This is a genomic window from Timonella sp. A28 (assembly GCF_051200815.1).
In the GTDB taxonomy this organism is placed as follows: Bacteria; Actinomycetota; Actinomycetes; order Actinomycetales; family Cellulomonadaceae; genus Timonella.
In genome coordinates, this window is the sequence record NZ_CP195159.1 from 305,799 (window position 1) to 321,130 (window position 15,332).

Genomic DNA, 15,332 nt, shown 5'->3' on the forward strand with positions numbered 1-15,332 from the left:
CCCATCATTTAATGACGCTAACTAGAAGACCCAGCTCGACATTGGCGCAATTGGCCAGCCGAATGCTACAGAAGCACGAATGCCAGCCTGCTGGTTGTGCACGGTTACTTGGCCGGAAGCAGCCAGTGAAGCAAGGGATACCCCACCAAGATAGATAGCGCCGAGTTCGCGCACATTGAGGCTGATGTCTGCTGCATCAGTTGTAGCTGTTACTGTTGCCTGTTCAGTTCCGTCTGCTCCACCGAACGCTGGAGCTGAAACGCGCCAGCGACCATTATTTTGTGGCAGTAGCGGGTCAGTAACTTCAAGGACGACATCAACGTCTGCTGCATACTGTCGTTGAGCTAAAGCCTTGTGCAGATCAATGATACGAGTCCATACGTTATCGACATGATTCATGCTGATTGCACGGTTGTTTTCTAACAAACCGACGATTGGGTCATCGACGGGGATCATGAAAGCCGTGACAGTGCTAGTGAGGTCAAAGTCGGTGATAACTGACCACAGTTTGCGTGATGCTGCAGGGTCCAATGCGACTACTTCACCCGCATTGACTGCCCCTGAAGGTCCGGTATTTTCCCAGTTAGTTTTGCGACGGAAGCGTGCAAAACCAACAGGTTTTCCAGAGCGTTCCACGATGACAATACGTTGTTGTTCGTTGCCTGTCGAAAGATCTACGTCAGAGTGCATGTAACTGATGAGGCCTGGTGTCTCACGCAAAGCCCACCCAGGACGGTTCAGTCCAGTACCACCAACATTTTGTCCGCCTTGTGCATGAACTTCTTCAATGAGTTGTTGGTGTTCGTCAGGTGAGTACGTTTCAATGCGGATTGTTAGGTCTGCGGTTTCGTCGTCGTTAAAGAGGGGACGTAGTGCAGCTCCACGACCTATAGTGCACCTGAGATCATATGAAGCGAGTCCATACCCAAACCGACCGTAAATTGTTGGTTCAGCGGCAAAAAGCGTAGAGATAACTTCGCCGCGGTCTACACAGTCTTGTAAGTGTTGAGTGATCATTGAGCGGAGCAGTCCTTGCCTGCGATATTGCGGGTGCACTCCAACCCATGTGAGTCCGCCGCATGCTACAGAAGAACCGGGGACTGGGAAATTTTGATATTCGTATGAGGCATGACAAGCCACAAAGCGTCGATCTTCAGTTGTTACTACCCGAGTGCGACTTAACTCAACGGGTAGTGGACGTTTCATATATTTATCGATGTCAATATCAGAGGGGAAAACCCATAGGTCAAGATCGATAAGTGCTCGTTTATCAGCTTCAGTTAATTGGGTGTATGAGAATCCATGTGGAAGGGTCATAGAGCAATCTGACCATTGGAAATATTCCCTATCAAGTTATTTTTTCTGATTTAACGATTGTGCTTTGACGAGTGCTAATGCTGCTTCGAGAGGGCCATGAACCAAAATTGAGGTGACAACAGACTTCTCCCAGGCATGTAGGTTGGCTGCAATTCGTTTGACTGGGCCAATGAGTGCGACCTCATCTATAAGTTCGAGAGGAATGGCGTTCGCTGCGTCATCAGTTTTTCCTTGCTCATACAAGGACGCGACGTCAGCGCATACTTTCGCATATCCGAGACGTTCGAGCGCGGCCCTATGAAAATTAGCTTTTTTGGCACCCATGCCACCTATATATAAGGCAAGAAAAGGCCGTATCTGCTGGGCTGCGTGCTCGACGGACTCATGGGGGACAACAGGAACAGTGGCATTCACTTCAAATTCTTGTTGAGGGGAGAGCGCATCGGGTCGACGTGCGAAACCTTCAGCAAGAAAATCGCGAAATCCGTGATCGAGTGTGGGGGAGTAGAGAAAAGGAAGCCAACCGTCACACAGTTCTGCTGCTAAAGCAATATTTTTTGGGCCTTCTGCGGCAAGATGTATGGGTAAGTTGGTACGTAAGGGGTGCACCGTTGACTTTAAAGGCTTGCCTAAACCCATCGCTGGAACGGAGGCAGACGAGTTTTCAGGGCTGAGCGGAAGCTGATAATGCTTTCCAGAAAACGACACTGGTTGTTCTCTGCGAAATACGGACCGCACGATACTAATGTATTCGCGGGTTCTTTCTAACGGACGAGTGTACGGTTGCCCGTACCAGCCTTCAACAATTTGTGGGCCCGAGACCCCTAATCCCATGTTGAATCGACCGTTGCTTAGATGATCAAGGGTGAGCGCGGCCATTGCCGCAGCGGTGGGTGTTCGGGCGCTCATTTGCATGACTGCAGTGCCAAGTCGAAGCGTGGTGGTATGCGCACCCCACCACGCTAGTGGGGTTAACGCATCCGATCCGTAGGCTTCTGAAGTCCAGATAGAGTCAAGGCCGGCTTCTTCTGCTGTGCGTAGAGTTGCAGCCATGTCTGGGGGTGGGCCTGCCTGCCAGTAACCGAGGTTAAGTCCGATGCGCATGCTGGCTCCTTTGCCGTGCTGAGGCTGTCATTGTCAGCCTAAATGGAGCCGTTGTCTTATGCCTGCGCACCGGGACATAAAGGTCAGGTGTTTATGAGCGCGACCGTTCAACGAGGGAATTGAGTAGTCCGGCCGCTTGTTCTGCTTCGTCAACGGTGATGAGGAATTTTCGGCCTCCACTTGAGTGAATTTCTAGCGCATCCCCGCGTCGTAAAACGACCCCCACGGTTCCGTCTAGGTTGCTGCGCCAGCCCCAGCCGCCAAAATCACGAAAGGGGGAGACTTGGACGACGTGTGCGGATTCGATTTCAGCGAGTGGAATATGTTTTTTAGGTATGCCGAGAACTGACCGCAGAGAGAAACCTGACGAGTCAACTCGAACATCCCACATAAACAATGCCAGTAAAGCAAAGGCAAGGAAGGGAACCACTATGAGAGCAACCCACGCATGGGTAATGAAAAGCTAGAATCGCTACCGTTGGGATCGATCCCATTCCGAACCAGACGCTAGAGGCAGAAAATTGACGTATAAACCACGCAGCGTTTTCGTGCACGGTGAGGTCTGCGCGAGGTGCGGTCACGTCAGGCAAACCTTGGGCTGCTTCGTAGGTTGGCCGGGGCAGAGACAGACTCAAGAGAAGCCCTAAAGCTAGTGAGCCTAGTGCACTGAATGAGACCACTGCGGCAGGAAAATCTATTGTGGTTGGATCTGTAACACCGCGGGCTTGGGCCGCTGTTGAAATAGTGATGGAAGCGCTGAGCCCACTTACAAAAATATTGGCTACGATTCCTATCCGTTGAATAGAGATATCCCGTGCGATTACGTGGAACAGAATTCCAAAAAACACGATGACGAGACCGAATGTGACCGATGGAACAACAAGGAACTCGGTAAGTGTGCCGAAAGCATCGGGGCCGTTGCTTCCCCAGTGTGTAGGTAGTGTCGCTGGTAGGTCATTTTTCCATTGCAGGGGGATGAATATTCCAGCTGCAATAAACATGAGCGGTAGAACTAGTGACCATACATAAAATAAGGGGTGTATGCGTCTAGTGGGCTGTGTCGTTGGGGCAGCGGATTTCATTTGAGAGATTCCTTTACCAGCGTGAAAACAGTGTCGTTGGAGAGCCCCGCTTTGTGTGCTTCTTTGATAAAGAGCGTCAGTGCGTCGTGCACAGGCTGGGGGATGGCGTGCGAAGTTGAGGTGATGATGGCTCCACGCCCTCTTCGCAGTTCAAGGAGTCCTTCGTCTCGCAGCAATTGGTATGCATGCAAGATCGTGTGAAGGTTGACGTCTAAAGCCGCTGCCATGTCTCGAGCAGAGGGCAGTTTGTCTCCTGAACGTAATGTGCCGTCGAGTAGTGCGACACGTATTTGATGCGCAAGCTGTTCAAATATGGGGTCAGTTGATGTCGGATCGACTTTATACAACATGGCTTAATAATACTTGTTATATTCAAACTAAAACAAGTTTTTACGTGTTAAACATAGACGCAAAAGATACTCAATCGATACGGCGCCTATCAGATGAAGATTGCGGGATCCTCGCAAAACTCGACTACAGGCGCTTGAGCGGGCCTGTCTTTAATGCGAGCAGGCACACCAACAGCAATAGCGTTCGCTGGAACATCCTTAACGACCACCGCATTGGCACCGATTTGCGCATAATCACCGATCCACAAGGCGCCTAAAATTTGGGCACCAGCCCCAATAACGACACCGTTGCCGATCGTTGGGTGACGCTTACCGTGCGACATCGAACGGCCACCTAAAGTCACAGAATGAAACAACGTCACATCGTCACCAACAACAGCAGTCTCTCCAATGACGACGCCCATGCCGTGATCAATAAAAATGCGCCGACCAAGAACAGCACCAGGGTGGATCTCAACGCCAGTGAGAGCCCGAGTAAATTGCGATAAGAGTCGGGCTGGAAGCTTTAAACCGCGAATATGCCACAAGCGATGCGTTAACCTATGCGACCACAAAGCGTGCAATCCAGGATACGCAAGCACAATCTCAGCTGTAGTGCGGGCGGCAGGATCTCGGTCACGTGCAGCTTGAAGATCTTCTTTAAGCAATCTATAAGCGCGAGTAAATGCAGACACCAGTGTTCCCTCTTTCGCAACGCTTTTCACGTGAATGCTTTGATCAATCAATTCGTTAGCAATGACAACACGCAGCAATCAAAAAATATGCCGCTGCACCATGCGACAACGCTCACAGTGGGGTGTCCTGCCTGTGATCGCAGGCAGGACACCCCACAGGGGTGATTAGTCGAGCAAGTCTGCGTACAGCACAGAAGTCAGGTAACGCTCACCGAACGAAGGAATGATCACAACAATGGTCTTTCCAGCGTTCTCTTCGCGTGCAGCAACCTGCAGTGCAGCATTAATCGCAGCACCCGAAGAGATACCAACGAGTAGGCCCTCTTCCTTTGCTGCACGACGAGCAAACTCAACTGCAGTGTCAGCGTTGACGTCGATAACTTCGTCGTAGATTTCTGTGTTCAAGATTTCTGGAACGAAGTTCGCACCAATTCCTTGAATCTTGTGTGGGCCAGGCTGGCCACCATTCAAAATTGGGGACTCTTCTGGTTCTACCGCGATGATTTGTACTTCTGGCTTGCGTTCTTTCAACGCTTCACCAACACCAGTGATTGTTCCACCAGTTCCGATACCTGCAACAACGATGTCAACGCCGCCGTCGGTGTCATTCCAGATTTCTTCAGCGGTTGTTGCACGGTGAATTGCAGGGTTTGCTTCGTTGGCGAACTGGCGTGCCAAGATCGCGCCCTCGCGCTCCGAAACAACCTTGTTTGCTTCCTCAACAGCGCCCTTCATGCCTCCTGATCCAGGAGTCAAAATAAGCTCTGCACCAAAAGCGCGCAGAAGTGCACGACGCTCTTTGGACATGGTCTCAGGCATGGTGAGGACGACGTTGTAGCCGCGTGCAGCGCCAACCATAGCGAGCGCAATACCAGTGTTCCCTGACGTTGCTTCGACGATTGTGCCGCCTGGCTTGAGGACGCCTGCTGCTTCTGCAGCGTCAACGATTGCTACACCGATGCGGTCTTTGACGGAGCTTGCAGGGTTGTAAAACTCTAGTTTTGCAAGAACAGTTGCGTGTGTTCCGGCAGTGAGTTTGTTTAACCGGACAAGTGGGGTGTTTCCAACGACCTGGGTGACATCGTCATAAATGCGGGACATTACTCTTCCTTCGTGCAGTATTTTGTGGTGTTTACGTGAGGTGCCCGCAAGGTAGCTCTCGACCAAATCATCGAAGAAAATACATTTGATCGCTTGTGTGCGTAGTGCTCTGAATGTCTAGCTACTGCCGTTCAGATACAACCTGCGGGTAGGGAAAGAGCATTACTGTTCGAGGCAGACCGAAAACGGTAATGCTCTACAGACAGCAACAAGCGATAGTGAAGAAAACAGGCGCGTTAAAGGAAGCGGCGGACGATGACTGAATGATGTTCATCGTGCTTCCTTTCGCAATGAATGAGCACACTGCGTGAGCGTGCATCAGTTATGTATGAGCAGCTGATTGTGCTTCTGCTTAACAATAATGGCTTAAGTATATGGCTTTGCAAATTGGTGTTCATCACACACGACCACATTCTTACTTGAGAGGTTAACTATCGTTTTCATCCGTTGTCTAACGAATGTTCGAATCTTGAGATGCCCGTGTGTTGCCGCGGAGAATCCGTGCCCCTGCTCAGGGGGGTATGTTTCGGCGTGAAACCGTATGAAAATAAAAATAAGGCCCGTCAACGTATTGACGGGCCATACTTGTCGGGGTGACAGGATTTGAACCTGCGACCTTCCGCTCCCAAAGCGGACGCGCTACCAACCTGCGCCACACCCCGATGTGTACATGCACGCTATCTGCGACACAGAAGCGTTGTGAACACCTGAAAAGACTAGTACACCAAACGTGAAAATCGGAAATCGGGGTTATGTGTGTGCAAAATTTTAAGGAAAATAGGGCGGTTGCTGCTTCGATTTGCTAATTAGGGGCAGGATGCTGATACAGTTCTATTCGTCGCCGCAGCGAGAAGCTGAGGAGGCAATCGATAAGATTCAACAAAATTTCTTCCGATTTTGAATCAGAGGAAAAATTGGTTAGAGTTTATCGAGTCAAGCGGGCGTAGCTTAATGGTAAAGCCTTAGTCTTCCAAACTAATGACGCGAGTTCGATTCTCGTCGCCCGCTCCAGTAAGTCAACACGTTGACCTGCAAAAACTTCATAAACAAGTGATAGTCCAGTTTCGTTTAAACTACGAAACTGGACTTCTTTGTTAATGCTGAAAACACTTATGACACATCGCGCCGTTGAGCAAGCGCACGCGCGACAACAAAAGCAGCCACCGCATAGAAACACAAAACAAGCACGGCCACAGAGCCGCTGGTGACTGCCGCAACTCCTGGCGTACCCCCAGCATCTTGTGTTGCAACGCCAAGCGCAGCAGCAATAGAACCCGAAGCGACACCAGGCAGGAAAACTCGTATCGGTTCGAGCCACGGCAATATTTGAGCAAGCCCAGAGACTATGTTTTCGATGCCAAGCACCCACAGCAAACCTACGATGAGAGCCATTGTCGTGCCTTTAAAGATGATAGCGAGAGCCATCCCAATGCACACCCACGCGACACTTATCAATGTTCCAGCGAGAAGAGACAAGACTGTTTTGCTGAGATCGGGTGCAGACCACGAAGATCCCTCAATTATGGTGATAACCGTAGAAACCAAAAGCCCAGCGATAAAAGCTATAAGTACAGCAGCCGCCGCTGTGACTGAACCCGCAGTGGCTTTGGCTGCAACGACTTGGCTGCGGCTCGCGCCTTGGGTAAAACGGGCTGTCCACGTACCCCAGCGATATTCAGGTCCGGCAATCAAAACCCCCAAGATCAGCATGACAGCGCCGCCGAACATGGGATAAGAGCCAAGGACCGTCAGCGGGATAGAAGCCGGCACCACGAGGTTATATAAAGCGTCGAGGTCCTCTGTTGTTGACGGTAAAGAGACGTAGACAAGATAGGGGGTTAACACCCCAAATACTGCAACAAGAACCGCCCACAACGCTCCAATCATCACTGGGACTCGTCGAGAACGAAGCAGAATGATTTCTGATGCGAGTGCGTTTTTCATCGTGCCACTTCCGATTCTCGTACAAGGTTAAAGAAAATATGTTCTAAATCGTTGTGTATCGGCTTCACGGATGTCACGCCAATGCCAGCTGCTACGAGTTCGCGTACAAGTTCCGAAACCTCAGAACTCGCGATAGCAACATCGACTTCACCCAACGTGTGGTCGGCTGCTATAACGCGATATCCAGACGTGCTGAGCAGGTGTTGAGTTGCTGAAACATCATCAACAGCGAGCTTGGTGTGTGGCGAAGAAGCTGCACGAAGAGTATCTAAGGTGCCGTGCGCAATAACTGATCCAGAGTTAAGAAGGGCAACCCTGTCGCAGGTGCGTTCTACCTCGTCTAAAAGGTGTGACGACAACACCACAGTAACGCCTTGATCAGCAAGTTCACGCACTAATGTTCTAACGTCAACTACGCCGTCTGGATCTAAACCACTTGTGGGCTCGTCAAGGATGAGGAGCTTCGGCGCGCCAAGTAGTGCTGCTGCGATTCCTAATCGTTGACCCATGCCAAGGGAATAGGAACGGAAGCTGTCTTTCGCTCGGTCTGCTAAACCAACAATGTCGAGTACTTCGCCGATGCGTGTGGTGGGTAAACCTCTGGCCGCTGCCAAAACTCGAAGATTGTCGTACGCGCTGAGTCTAGGGATAAAAGAGGGGCGTTCTATTAAGCATCCGCTGTTTTTTAAGGCAAGACGGCTCCCTGGGGAGTGACCTAGTACGGTAATGCTGCCTTCGCTGAGTTTGACTAACCCCATGACCGCGCGCAGGAGTGTTGTTTTCCCTGCACCGTTTGGCCCTAAAACGCCAAATACTTCACCGGAGTGAATGGCTAGGTTGACATCTGCGAGTGCTGTCCTATCGCCATAACGTTTAGTAGCGCCTTCGACTATAAGCGTACTTGTGCCACTGGGTGAGTGTGTTGTGTATGATTCACCGATGATATGCCCCTTATTGTACTGATGCGCATGTTTTATGTATGTGTCAAGCGCGCATGATACCGACAGTAAATTAGCAGAAGCGCTTTAATGGGACAACAGTTTCTTTCCCCTTTTATTTCATTGTTTAAAGGGAGATTCTTAACCGTGTATCGGGTTCTCTTGCTGTGATGGTAAAAAACCAGTGAAATTGCTACGTCTCACAGCCCGCATATTATGACCGCAGCCCCTGTTATGGCGTAAGATTCAACGGTTAGCCTTGTCCGAAGTATGGGTTAGGCAAGCACTCTGGATCGCCACGACACTTCTCGCTGTGTTAAACACTCAATATCGAGTTACGACGTATGCGTGGAAGAAGCTCAGCGACTCAAGACAAATGATTCGCCTTCTCGGAAGAGAAGGAAACAACCAAGTTGGAGACCATCGAAGTGAAGAGCACCGTCGAGACTCTGGACCCAACCAAGTCCAAGCTGACCGTCCAGGTGGAGGCCGCTGAGCTCCAGCCTGCGATCGAGCGAGCCTACGAGAACATCGCTAAGGAGATCACGGTTCCAGGCTTCCGCAAGGGAAAGGTGCCTGCGAGCATCGTTGACCAGCGAGTGGGCCGTGTAGCAGTTCTTGAGCAAGCAATTAACGAGGCTCTTCCAGGCCTCTACCGCGACGCAATTGCTGAAGCGAACTTGCGTCCGCTCGGACAGCCAACCATTGAAGTAACAACTCTTCCTATCGCAGATAAAGAAGAGGACTACCTCGAATTCACCGTAGAGGTAGAGGTTCGCCCAGAATTTGAGCTGCCTTCGTTTGAGGGAATCACCCTCGAAGTTCCAAATGCAGAAGCAACTGACGAAGACGTTCAAGGCCGCCTTGACGCTCTTCGTGCACGTTTTGGAACCCTTATCGGTGTAGACCGCCCAGCAGCAAATGGTGACTTCGCAGTTATCGACTTGTCTGCAAAGATCGGTGACGAAGAAGTTGATAACGTTTCTGGAATCTCATACGAGATCGGTACCGGAAACATGCTTGAAGGCCTCGATGAGGCACTTACCGGCCTTTCCGCTGGTGAAACCACAACCTTTGTTGCACCACTTGCTGGTGGCGAGCGCGCTGGTGAAGAAGCAAGCATCACTGTTACTGCGACTTCTGTTAAAGAGCGTGAACTTCCTGAAGCTGACGACGATTTCGCTCAGATGGCTTCTGAGTTCGACACTCTTGAAGAACTCACTGCTGACCTTCGTGAACAAGCGCAGTCCAACGCAGTTTCAAACCAAGCTGTTGTTGCTCGTGACTTGTTGCTTGACGAACTCAACAAGGTTGAGTTCCCGCTTCCACAGGGCGTTGTTGACGCTGAGGTGAACCGTCACCTTGAGTCTGAAGGCCGTTCGGAAGACGACGAGCACCGCACCGAGGTTGTTGCAGACACAAACAAGGCGCTCAAGAACCAGATCATTCTGGACACTCTTGCAGAGAAGCTCGAAATCAAGGTTTCTCAGCAGGAACTTCTTGACTACCTCGTTACTGCATCACGTCAGTACGGAATGGACCCACAGCAGTTCATTTCCGCGCTTGACCAGCAGGGTCAAATTCCGATGATGGTTGGCGAGGTTGCTCGTTCGAAGTCGTTGGCTGTTGCCTTGCGTCAAGTAGAGGTTAAGGACGCTGACGGAAACGTCGTCGACCTTTCCGAATTCATCGGTTCAGATGAGGACGACGCGGCCGCTGAGGCAATCGTTGAAGCAGCAGCAACTGCTGGAGAACAAGAGAACTAAACTTTAGTTCGTTGTTGTCGTAAGTTTGAGTTAGGGAGCCACACATTGTGTGGCTCCCTAATTTTTTGCATATTTTCGTTCGCCCTAAGCGAGAGTCTGCATGTGTTGGGCGCTTACAGTGCGCCTTGAGCGAAACACGCCAATTCAAGGAGTTTTTCATTTCTTCTTCGCGTTAAGGTCGAGACAGTATTCACCGCAGTTACATCGATGGGAGACAGCGTGAACGAGCAGATGCCAATCGCGGCTACGCAGGAAGCCACGGGGTTTGGACTTAATGACAGCATCTACAACCGGTTGCTGAAGGAACGCATCATTTGGTTGGGTTCTGAAGTTAGGGACGAGAACGCAAACGCGATTTGCGCCCAGATGCTTCTCCTCGCTGCTGAGGACCCAGACAAAGACATTTTCTTGTACATCAACTCGCCTGGTGGTTCTATCACAGCTGGTATGGCGATTTATGACACGATGCAGTTCATCAAGCCGGACGTGGCAACGGTTGCTATGGGTATGGCCGCTTCGATGGGGCAGTTCTTGTTGTCTTCCGGTGCGAAGGGTAAGCGTTTCGCTACTCCACATGCACGTGTCATGATGCATCAGCCTTCTGGTGGTATCGGTGGAACTGCAACGGACATTGCGATCAACGCACAATTGATTTTGCACATGAAGCGTGTGTTGGCTGAACTTATCGCGGAACAAACCGGCAAGTCTGTTGAACAGATTAACCGTGACTCTGACCGAGACCGCTGGTTTACTGCATCAGAGGCCCTGGAATACGGGTTTGTTGACCACGTTGTTTCAAATGCTGGGTCTCTTGCAGACGCTGCAGACAAAGCCTGACCACCTTTAAGATTTTCAGGAGACATTCATGAGCACTGAATCCCAGTTCATGGCAACCGCTAAGCGTCTTGCGGGCCCTTCATATGGTGGACAGCCTTTTGCTGCTGGTGCGCCTTCGTCCCGTTATGTGTTGCCACAGTTTGAGGAGCGCACTGCGTACGGCTTCAAACGACAAGACCCATACACAAAGCTGTTTGAAGACCGCATTATTTTCCTTGGTGTCCAAGTTGATGATGCGTCTGCTGATGACGTTATGGCGCAATTGTTGGTTCTGGAAAGCCAGGAACCAAACCGCGACATCATTTTGTACATTAATTCGCCAGGTGGCTCATTTACCGCGATGACAGCGATTTATGACACCATGCAGTACATCACTTCTGAAGTGCAAACAGTGTGCCTCGGGCAGGCTGCGTCGTCCGCAGCAGTGTTGTTGGCGGCTGGCGCACCGGGTAAGCGTCTCGCTCTACCTAACTCGCGTATTTTGATTCACCAGCCAAGTTTGTCTGGTGGGGGATACGCTCAAGCTTCAGACATTGAAATTCACGCAAACGAAATTTTACGTATGCGTTCATGGCTTGAAGACACACTGGCCGAGCACACTGGTAAGGATGTGGAAGAAATCCGCTCAGATATTGAGCGTGACAAGATTCTTTCTGCGTCTGAATCGGTAGCGTATGGTCTTGTTGACCAGGTCCTTGAGAGCCGTAAGGCAAAGACTATTAAGCGGTAGGTCTTGACCGAACGAGCAAAGTCTTGAATTCTATTTCACATCATCGGTGCGTCGTCAATAGGGAATACACCGGTGATGTGAAATATTGGTTAAAGCACAGTTCGTCAAAAATATGTGGTAGCCCTCTGGGGCAATTGTAAGGAGGCAGCCATGACTCGATTAGGTGATGGTGCAGACCTGCTGAAATGCTCATTTTGTGGCAAATCGCAAAAACAGGTTAAGAAACTCATTGCAGGCCCGGGCGTGTACATATGTGTTGAATGCATAGAGTTGTGCAATGAGATTATTGAAGAAGAATTCCACGAAGCAGTGGAATTGGGGCTTGGCGAACTGCCTAAGCCGCGTGACATTTTCGAGTTTCTCGAACAATACATTGTTGGCCAGCATGATGCTAAAAAATCGTTAGCTGTTGCGGTTTACAACCACTACAAGCGCATTACTGCGGCAAACGAACCTAAAACTGTTGGGGCCACAGAAGACGATATTGAAATATCGAAATCGAACATTCTGCTCATCGGGCCAACAGGTTGCGGAAAAACCTACCTTGCACAAACGTTAGCGAAATTGCTTAATGTTCCATTTGCAATCGCTGATGCAACGGCCTTAACCGAAGCCGGTTATGTTGGCGAAGACGTCGAAAATATTTTGCTTAAACTCATCCAAGCAGCAGACTTCGATGTGAAAAAAGCTGAAACGGGAATAATCTATATCGACGAAATCGACAAGATTGCTCGTAAAGCGGAGAACCCTTCTATTACACGTGATGTGTCTGGTGAAGGCGTGCAACAAGCATTGCTCAAAATCATTGAGGGTACAACAGCCTCTGTTCCACCTCAGGGTGGGCGTAAGCATCCGCACCAAGAATTCATCACAATTGACACATCAAATGTGCTGTTCATTGTGGCAGGAGCTTTTGCTGGCCTTGAAGAGATCATCACGTCACGTGCTGGAAAATCTGGTATCGGTTTTGGCGCACCCTTAGCTATCAAAGAAGAAGGACACGATGTCCTTGCTGATGTGTTGCCTGAGGACTTGCAAAAATTCGGGCTGATCCCAGAATTCATTGGACGTGTTCCGGTGATTACTAGCGTTGCACCGCTAGACGTTGACGCGCTTATGAGCATTTTGACTGAGCCAAGAAACGCGCTCGTCAAGCAATACCAAAAAATGTTTGAACTCGATGGCGTCGAACTCGAATTTGCGCCAGATGCCGTTCGCGCTATTGCAGAGCAAGCACTCTTGCGTGGCACAGGTGCACGCGGGCTTCGTTCTATCATGGAAGAAGTTCTTCAACAGATTATGTTTGAGGTACCTTCTCGTGATGACGTTGAAAAAGTTGTTATCACTGGGGAAGTCGTTCTCAATAGTGTGTACCCCACACTCGTTCCACGAGTATCACCGAAAAAGGGTCCAGCCCGAGAAAAGAGCGCATAGTTTTTATGTCCGCTGAGCACGAATCAACGCAGCCAAGCGACCCTACCGCAAACCCAGAAATTCGCCAAGAAATTCTTAAGTTGCGTGCAAGCATCGACAACATTGATGCGGCACTCATGCATTTACTTGCAGAACGCTTTAAATGCACGCACCGTGTTGGTGAATTGAAAGCAACTGGGGGAGTAGCACCCGCAGATCCAGACCGTGAACAACAGCAAATTGTGCGCTTAACTGCTATTGCAGACGCCGCTGGTTTAGATCCGCACTTTGCTGAACAATTCCGCGAATTCATTGTTTCGGAAGTGATCCGTCACCACAAACGTATCGCAGCTGAGCACGGCGAAACACGTCCGCTGGACACATATTCATGAAGAGCTGGCCTAGACGTCTTATAAGTTAAAGGCCAGTTAAAAGTACAGGGCGGGCAATGCGTTACAACGCATTGCCCGCCCTGTCATATGTAGTGTGCTTAGTCTGTGCGAGTAGGATCTAACACACGCTGTAAGAACTGTTGTGTACGTTCCTCTTGTGGGGAAGTAATAACCTGAGACGCTGGTCCTTCCTCGACGATAACTCCACCATCCATGAAAATGACACGGTCAGCGACATCACGGGCAAAAGCCATCTCGTGAGTGACGACCATCATCGTCATACCTTCTTCAGCCAATTCACGCATTACTTTCAGGACTTCGCCAACAAGCTCAGGATCAAGGGCTGAAGTCGGCTCATCGAAAAGGATCATGTCAGGATTCATCGATAACGCACGAGCAATCGCAACACGTTGTTGTTGTCCACCAGAAAGCTCATAGGGGCGAGCCTGTGCACGGTCTTCTAAGCCAACATGCGCTAAGTTTTTTAGAGCAATTTCGTGGGCTTCTTCTTTACTGCGACCCAAAACTTTACGTTGCGCAACGGTGCAGTTTTCAAGTACCGACATGTGGCTGAACAAATTGAACTGTTGAAAAACCATTCCTACGCGCGCGCGAACAGCATCAATGTCAACGTTTTCGTCAGTGATTTCGTCGTCGTGTATATGAATCGTTCCAGAAGTGGCTGTTTCTAGTTGATTCACGCAACGCAGCAGCGTTGATTTTCCTGAACCAGATGGTCCGATAACACATACGACCTCGCCGGCAGTGATCTCTAGGTTGATTCCCTTGAGGACTTCACGCTCGCCATAGGACTTGTGGAGGTCGACAATAGATACGACTGTTGGGGTGCTCATGAGCGGTTCCCTTCGCCAAAACGTTTTTCTAGGTGACGAGCAAGGATTCCCAACGGAATCGTTATGCAGAGGTACGCAAAGCCAACAACGAAGAGTCCCGTGAGGCCACCTGTACCGCTGTTGAGTGCGTCGCGACCAATTTTAGTGAGTTCGAATTGGGATGCTGTCATACCCATGAGGAAGATGAGCGAAGTATCTTTCGTTAACAAGATCAACTCGTTGGTCATGGGAGGTAAAACAATGCGAAAGGCTTGGGGCAGCACAATAGTGACCATGGCACGCGTGTGTCCCATACCCAAAGATCTGGCAGCTTCAATTTGACCATTAGGGACTGCTTGAATGCCTGCTCGTAGCACTTCTGCAATGTACGCGGATGAGACAACACCCAAAGCTAATGCGGCCTTTGCCGTCAGCGAGGGTATGGACACGTTGAATGCTATCGGCAACGCGAAAGCAACGGAAAATACAACAAGCATGGCTGGAATGCCACGGAAAAATTCTACATATGCGGTTGCCAGCCACCGGTATAACCCAACAGATGACAACCGCATAAGTGCAAGCAAAATTCCAAGCACTAAAGCAACCGCAAAAGATGCCCCCGTGTATGTGAGCGTGTTTAAAAATGCGTGGGGGATTTGCGGAAGCAAATCAGCGGCAACCTCGACGTTGAACAGGTTCGTTGAGATTCTTTCCCAGTCAGCAACAAGTGCGATTGCTAGGGCAACGACAACCAAGACCCCGTATTGGACGACCTGTGATAGTCGCGCCCTTTGCTTGGGGCTCATTCGCTTTGTGTGCTGTTTCGTCGAGGAAGCACGTGATTCTAGAGA

General features: G+C 50.2%; 16 protein-coding genes and 2 tRNA genes. 6 read left to right on the forward strand and 12 right to left on the reverse strand.

Annotated elements, in window-relative coordinates; all coding sequences use genetic code 11:
• Positions 1 to 21 precede the first annotated feature (21 nt).
• The 8 genes from ACR9EC_RS01490 to ACR9EC_RS01525 form a co-directional block, all read right to left on the reverse strand.
• A complete protein-coding gene (locus ACR9EC_RS01490; RefSeq protein ID WP_435299758.1) occupies positions 22 to 1,317 on the reverse strand; it encodes a GNAT family N-acetyltransferase in 1,296 nt (431 codons plus the stop codon).
• A 36-nt stretch (positions 1,318 to 1,353) separates the two neighbouring features.
• Positions 1,354 to 2,421: an LLM class F420-dependent oxidoreductase gene (locus ACR9EC_RS01495; RefSeq protein ID WP_435299759.1), complete on the reverse strand. Its 1,068-nt coding sequence runs from the start codon at positions 2,419 to 2,421 to the stop codon at positions 1,354 to 1,356.
• 91 nt (positions 2,422 to 2,512) lie between these two features.
• Positions 2,513 to 2,812 carry a hypothetical protein gene (locus ACR9EC_RS01500; RefSeq protein ID WP_435299760.1) on the reverse strand — a complete coding sequence of 100 codons (300 nt, stop codon included), beginning with the start codon at positions 2,810 to 2,812 and terminating at the stop codon, positions 2,513 to 2,515.
• The gene (locus ACR9EC_RS01505; RefSeq protein ID WP_435299761.1) at positions 2,793 to 3,422 is read right to left on the reverse strand and encodes a hypothetical protein; all 630 of its coding nucleotides are present in this window, start codon (positions 3,420 to 3,422) and stop codon (positions 2,793 to 2,795) included. The genes ACR9EC_RS01500 and ACR9EC_RS01505 overlap by 20 nt, the downstream gene beginning before the upstream one ends.
• A gap of 77 nt (positions 3,423 to 3,499) precedes the next feature.
• Entirely contained in the window at positions 3,500 to 3,853 is a 354-nt protein-coding gene (locus ACR9EC_RS01510) for a GntR family transcriptional regulator (RefSeq protein WP_435299762.1), read from the reverse strand.
• Between the two features lie 89 nt (positions 3,854 to 3,942).
• Positions 3,943 to 4,605, reverse strand: a complete 663-nt coding sequence (gene epsC / locus ACR9EC_RS01515; protein ID WP_435299763.1) for a serine O-acetyltransferase EpsC — start codon at positions 4,603 to 4,605, stop codon at positions 3,943 to 3,945.
• Between the two features lie 87 nt (positions 4,606 to 4,692).
• Positions 4,693 to 5,628, reverse strand: coding sequence for a cysteine synthase A (cysK, locus tag ACR9EC_RS01520; RefSeq protein ID WP_435299764.1), 936 nt, complete (start codon positions 5,626 to 5,628; stop codon positions 4,693 to 4,695).
• A 588-nt stretch (positions 5,629 to 6,216) separates the two neighbouring features.
• Positions 6,217 to 6,290 (reverse strand) — tRNA-Pro (locus ACR9EC_RS01525).
• A 275-nt stretch (positions 6,291 to 6,565) separates the two neighbouring features.
• Between ACR9EC_RS01525 and ACR9EC_RS01530 the strand changes: the two genes are divergently transcribed.
• A tRNA-Gly gene (locus ACR9EC_RS01530) sits at positions 6,566 to 6,639 on the forward strand.
• A gap of 99 nt (positions 6,640 to 6,738) precedes the next feature.
• Here the strand turns inward: ACR9EC_RS01530 and ACR9EC_RS01535 are convergent.
• Together ACR9EC_RS01535 and ACR9EC_RS01540 are read right to left on the reverse strand one after the other, a co-directional pair.
• Positions 6,739 to 7,572 carry an ABC transporter permease subunit gene (locus tag ACR9EC_RS01535; RefSeq protein WP_435299765.1) on the reverse strand — a complete coding sequence of 278 codons (834 nt, stop codon included), beginning with the start codon at positions 7,570 to 7,572 and terminating at the stop codon, positions 6,739 to 6,741.
• Positions 7,569 to 8,579: an ABC transporter ATP-binding protein gene (locus ACR9EC_RS01540; protein ID WP_435300583.1), complete on the reverse strand. Its 1,011-nt coding sequence runs from the start codon at positions 8,577 to 8,579 to the stop codon at positions 7,569 to 7,571. The genes ACR9EC_RS01535 and ACR9EC_RS01540 overlap by 4 nt, the downstream gene beginning before the upstream one ends.
• Positions 8,580 to 8,938: 359 nt before the next feature.
• Between ACR9EC_RS01540 and tig the strand changes: the two genes are divergently transcribed.
• From tig to ACR9EC_RS01565, 5 genes are all read left to right on the forward strand, one after another.
• Positions 8,939 to 10,276 (forward strand): trigger factor, encoded by a 1,338-nt coding sequence (gene tig / locus ACR9EC_RS01545; protein ID WP_435299766.1) that lies wholly within the window; start codon positions 8,939 to 8,941, stop codon positions 10,274 to 10,276.
• Positions 10,277 to 10,495: 219 nt separating this feature from the next.
• Entirely contained in the window at positions 10,496 to 11,113 is a 618-nt protein-coding gene (locus ACR9EC_RS01550) for an ATP-dependent Clp protease proteolytic subunit (protein WP_435299767.1), read from the forward strand.
• A gap of 28 nt (positions 11,114 to 11,141) precedes the next feature.
• Positions 11,142 to 11,843, forward strand: a complete 702-nt coding sequence (locus tag ACR9EC_RS01555) for an ATP-dependent Clp protease proteolytic subunit (RefSeq protein WP_435299768.1) — start codon at positions 11,142 to 11,144, stop codon at positions 11,841 to 11,843.
• Between the two features lie 150 nt (positions 11,844 to 11,993).
• Positions 11,994 to 13,277: an ATP-dependent Clp protease ATP-binding subunit ClpX gene (gene clpX, locus ACR9EC_RS01560; protein WP_435299769.1), complete on the forward strand. Its 1,284-nt coding sequence runs from the start codon at positions 11,994 to 11,996 to the stop codon at positions 13,275 to 13,277.
• Positions 13,278 to 13,282: 5 nt separating this feature from the next.
• Complete coding sequence (locus tag ACR9EC_RS01565) at positions 13,283 to 13,648, forward strand: chorismate mutase (RefSeq protein WP_435299770.1); 366 nt, start codon at positions 13,283 to 13,285, stop codon at positions 13,646 to 13,648.
• A 98-nt stretch (positions 13,649 to 13,746) separates the two neighbouring features.
• Here the strand turns inward: ACR9EC_RS01565 and ACR9EC_RS01570 are convergent, their stop codons facing one another.
• Together ACR9EC_RS01570 and ACR9EC_RS01575 are read right to left on the reverse strand one after the other, a co-directional pair.
• Positions 13,747 to 14,502: an amino acid ABC transporter ATP-binding protein gene (locus tag ACR9EC_RS01570; protein WP_435299771.1), complete on the reverse strand. Its 756-nt coding sequence runs from the start codon at positions 14,500 to 14,502 to the stop codon at positions 13,747 to 13,749.
• Positions 14,499 to 15,287: an amino acid ABC transporter permease gene (locus ACR9EC_RS01575; protein ID WP_435299772.1), complete on the reverse strand. Its 789-nt coding sequence runs from the start codon at positions 15,285 to 15,287 to the stop codon at positions 14,499 to 14,501. The genes ACR9EC_RS01570 and ACR9EC_RS01575 overlap by 4 nt, the downstream gene beginning before the upstream one ends.
• Positions 15,288 to 15,332: the final 45 nt, after the last annotated feature.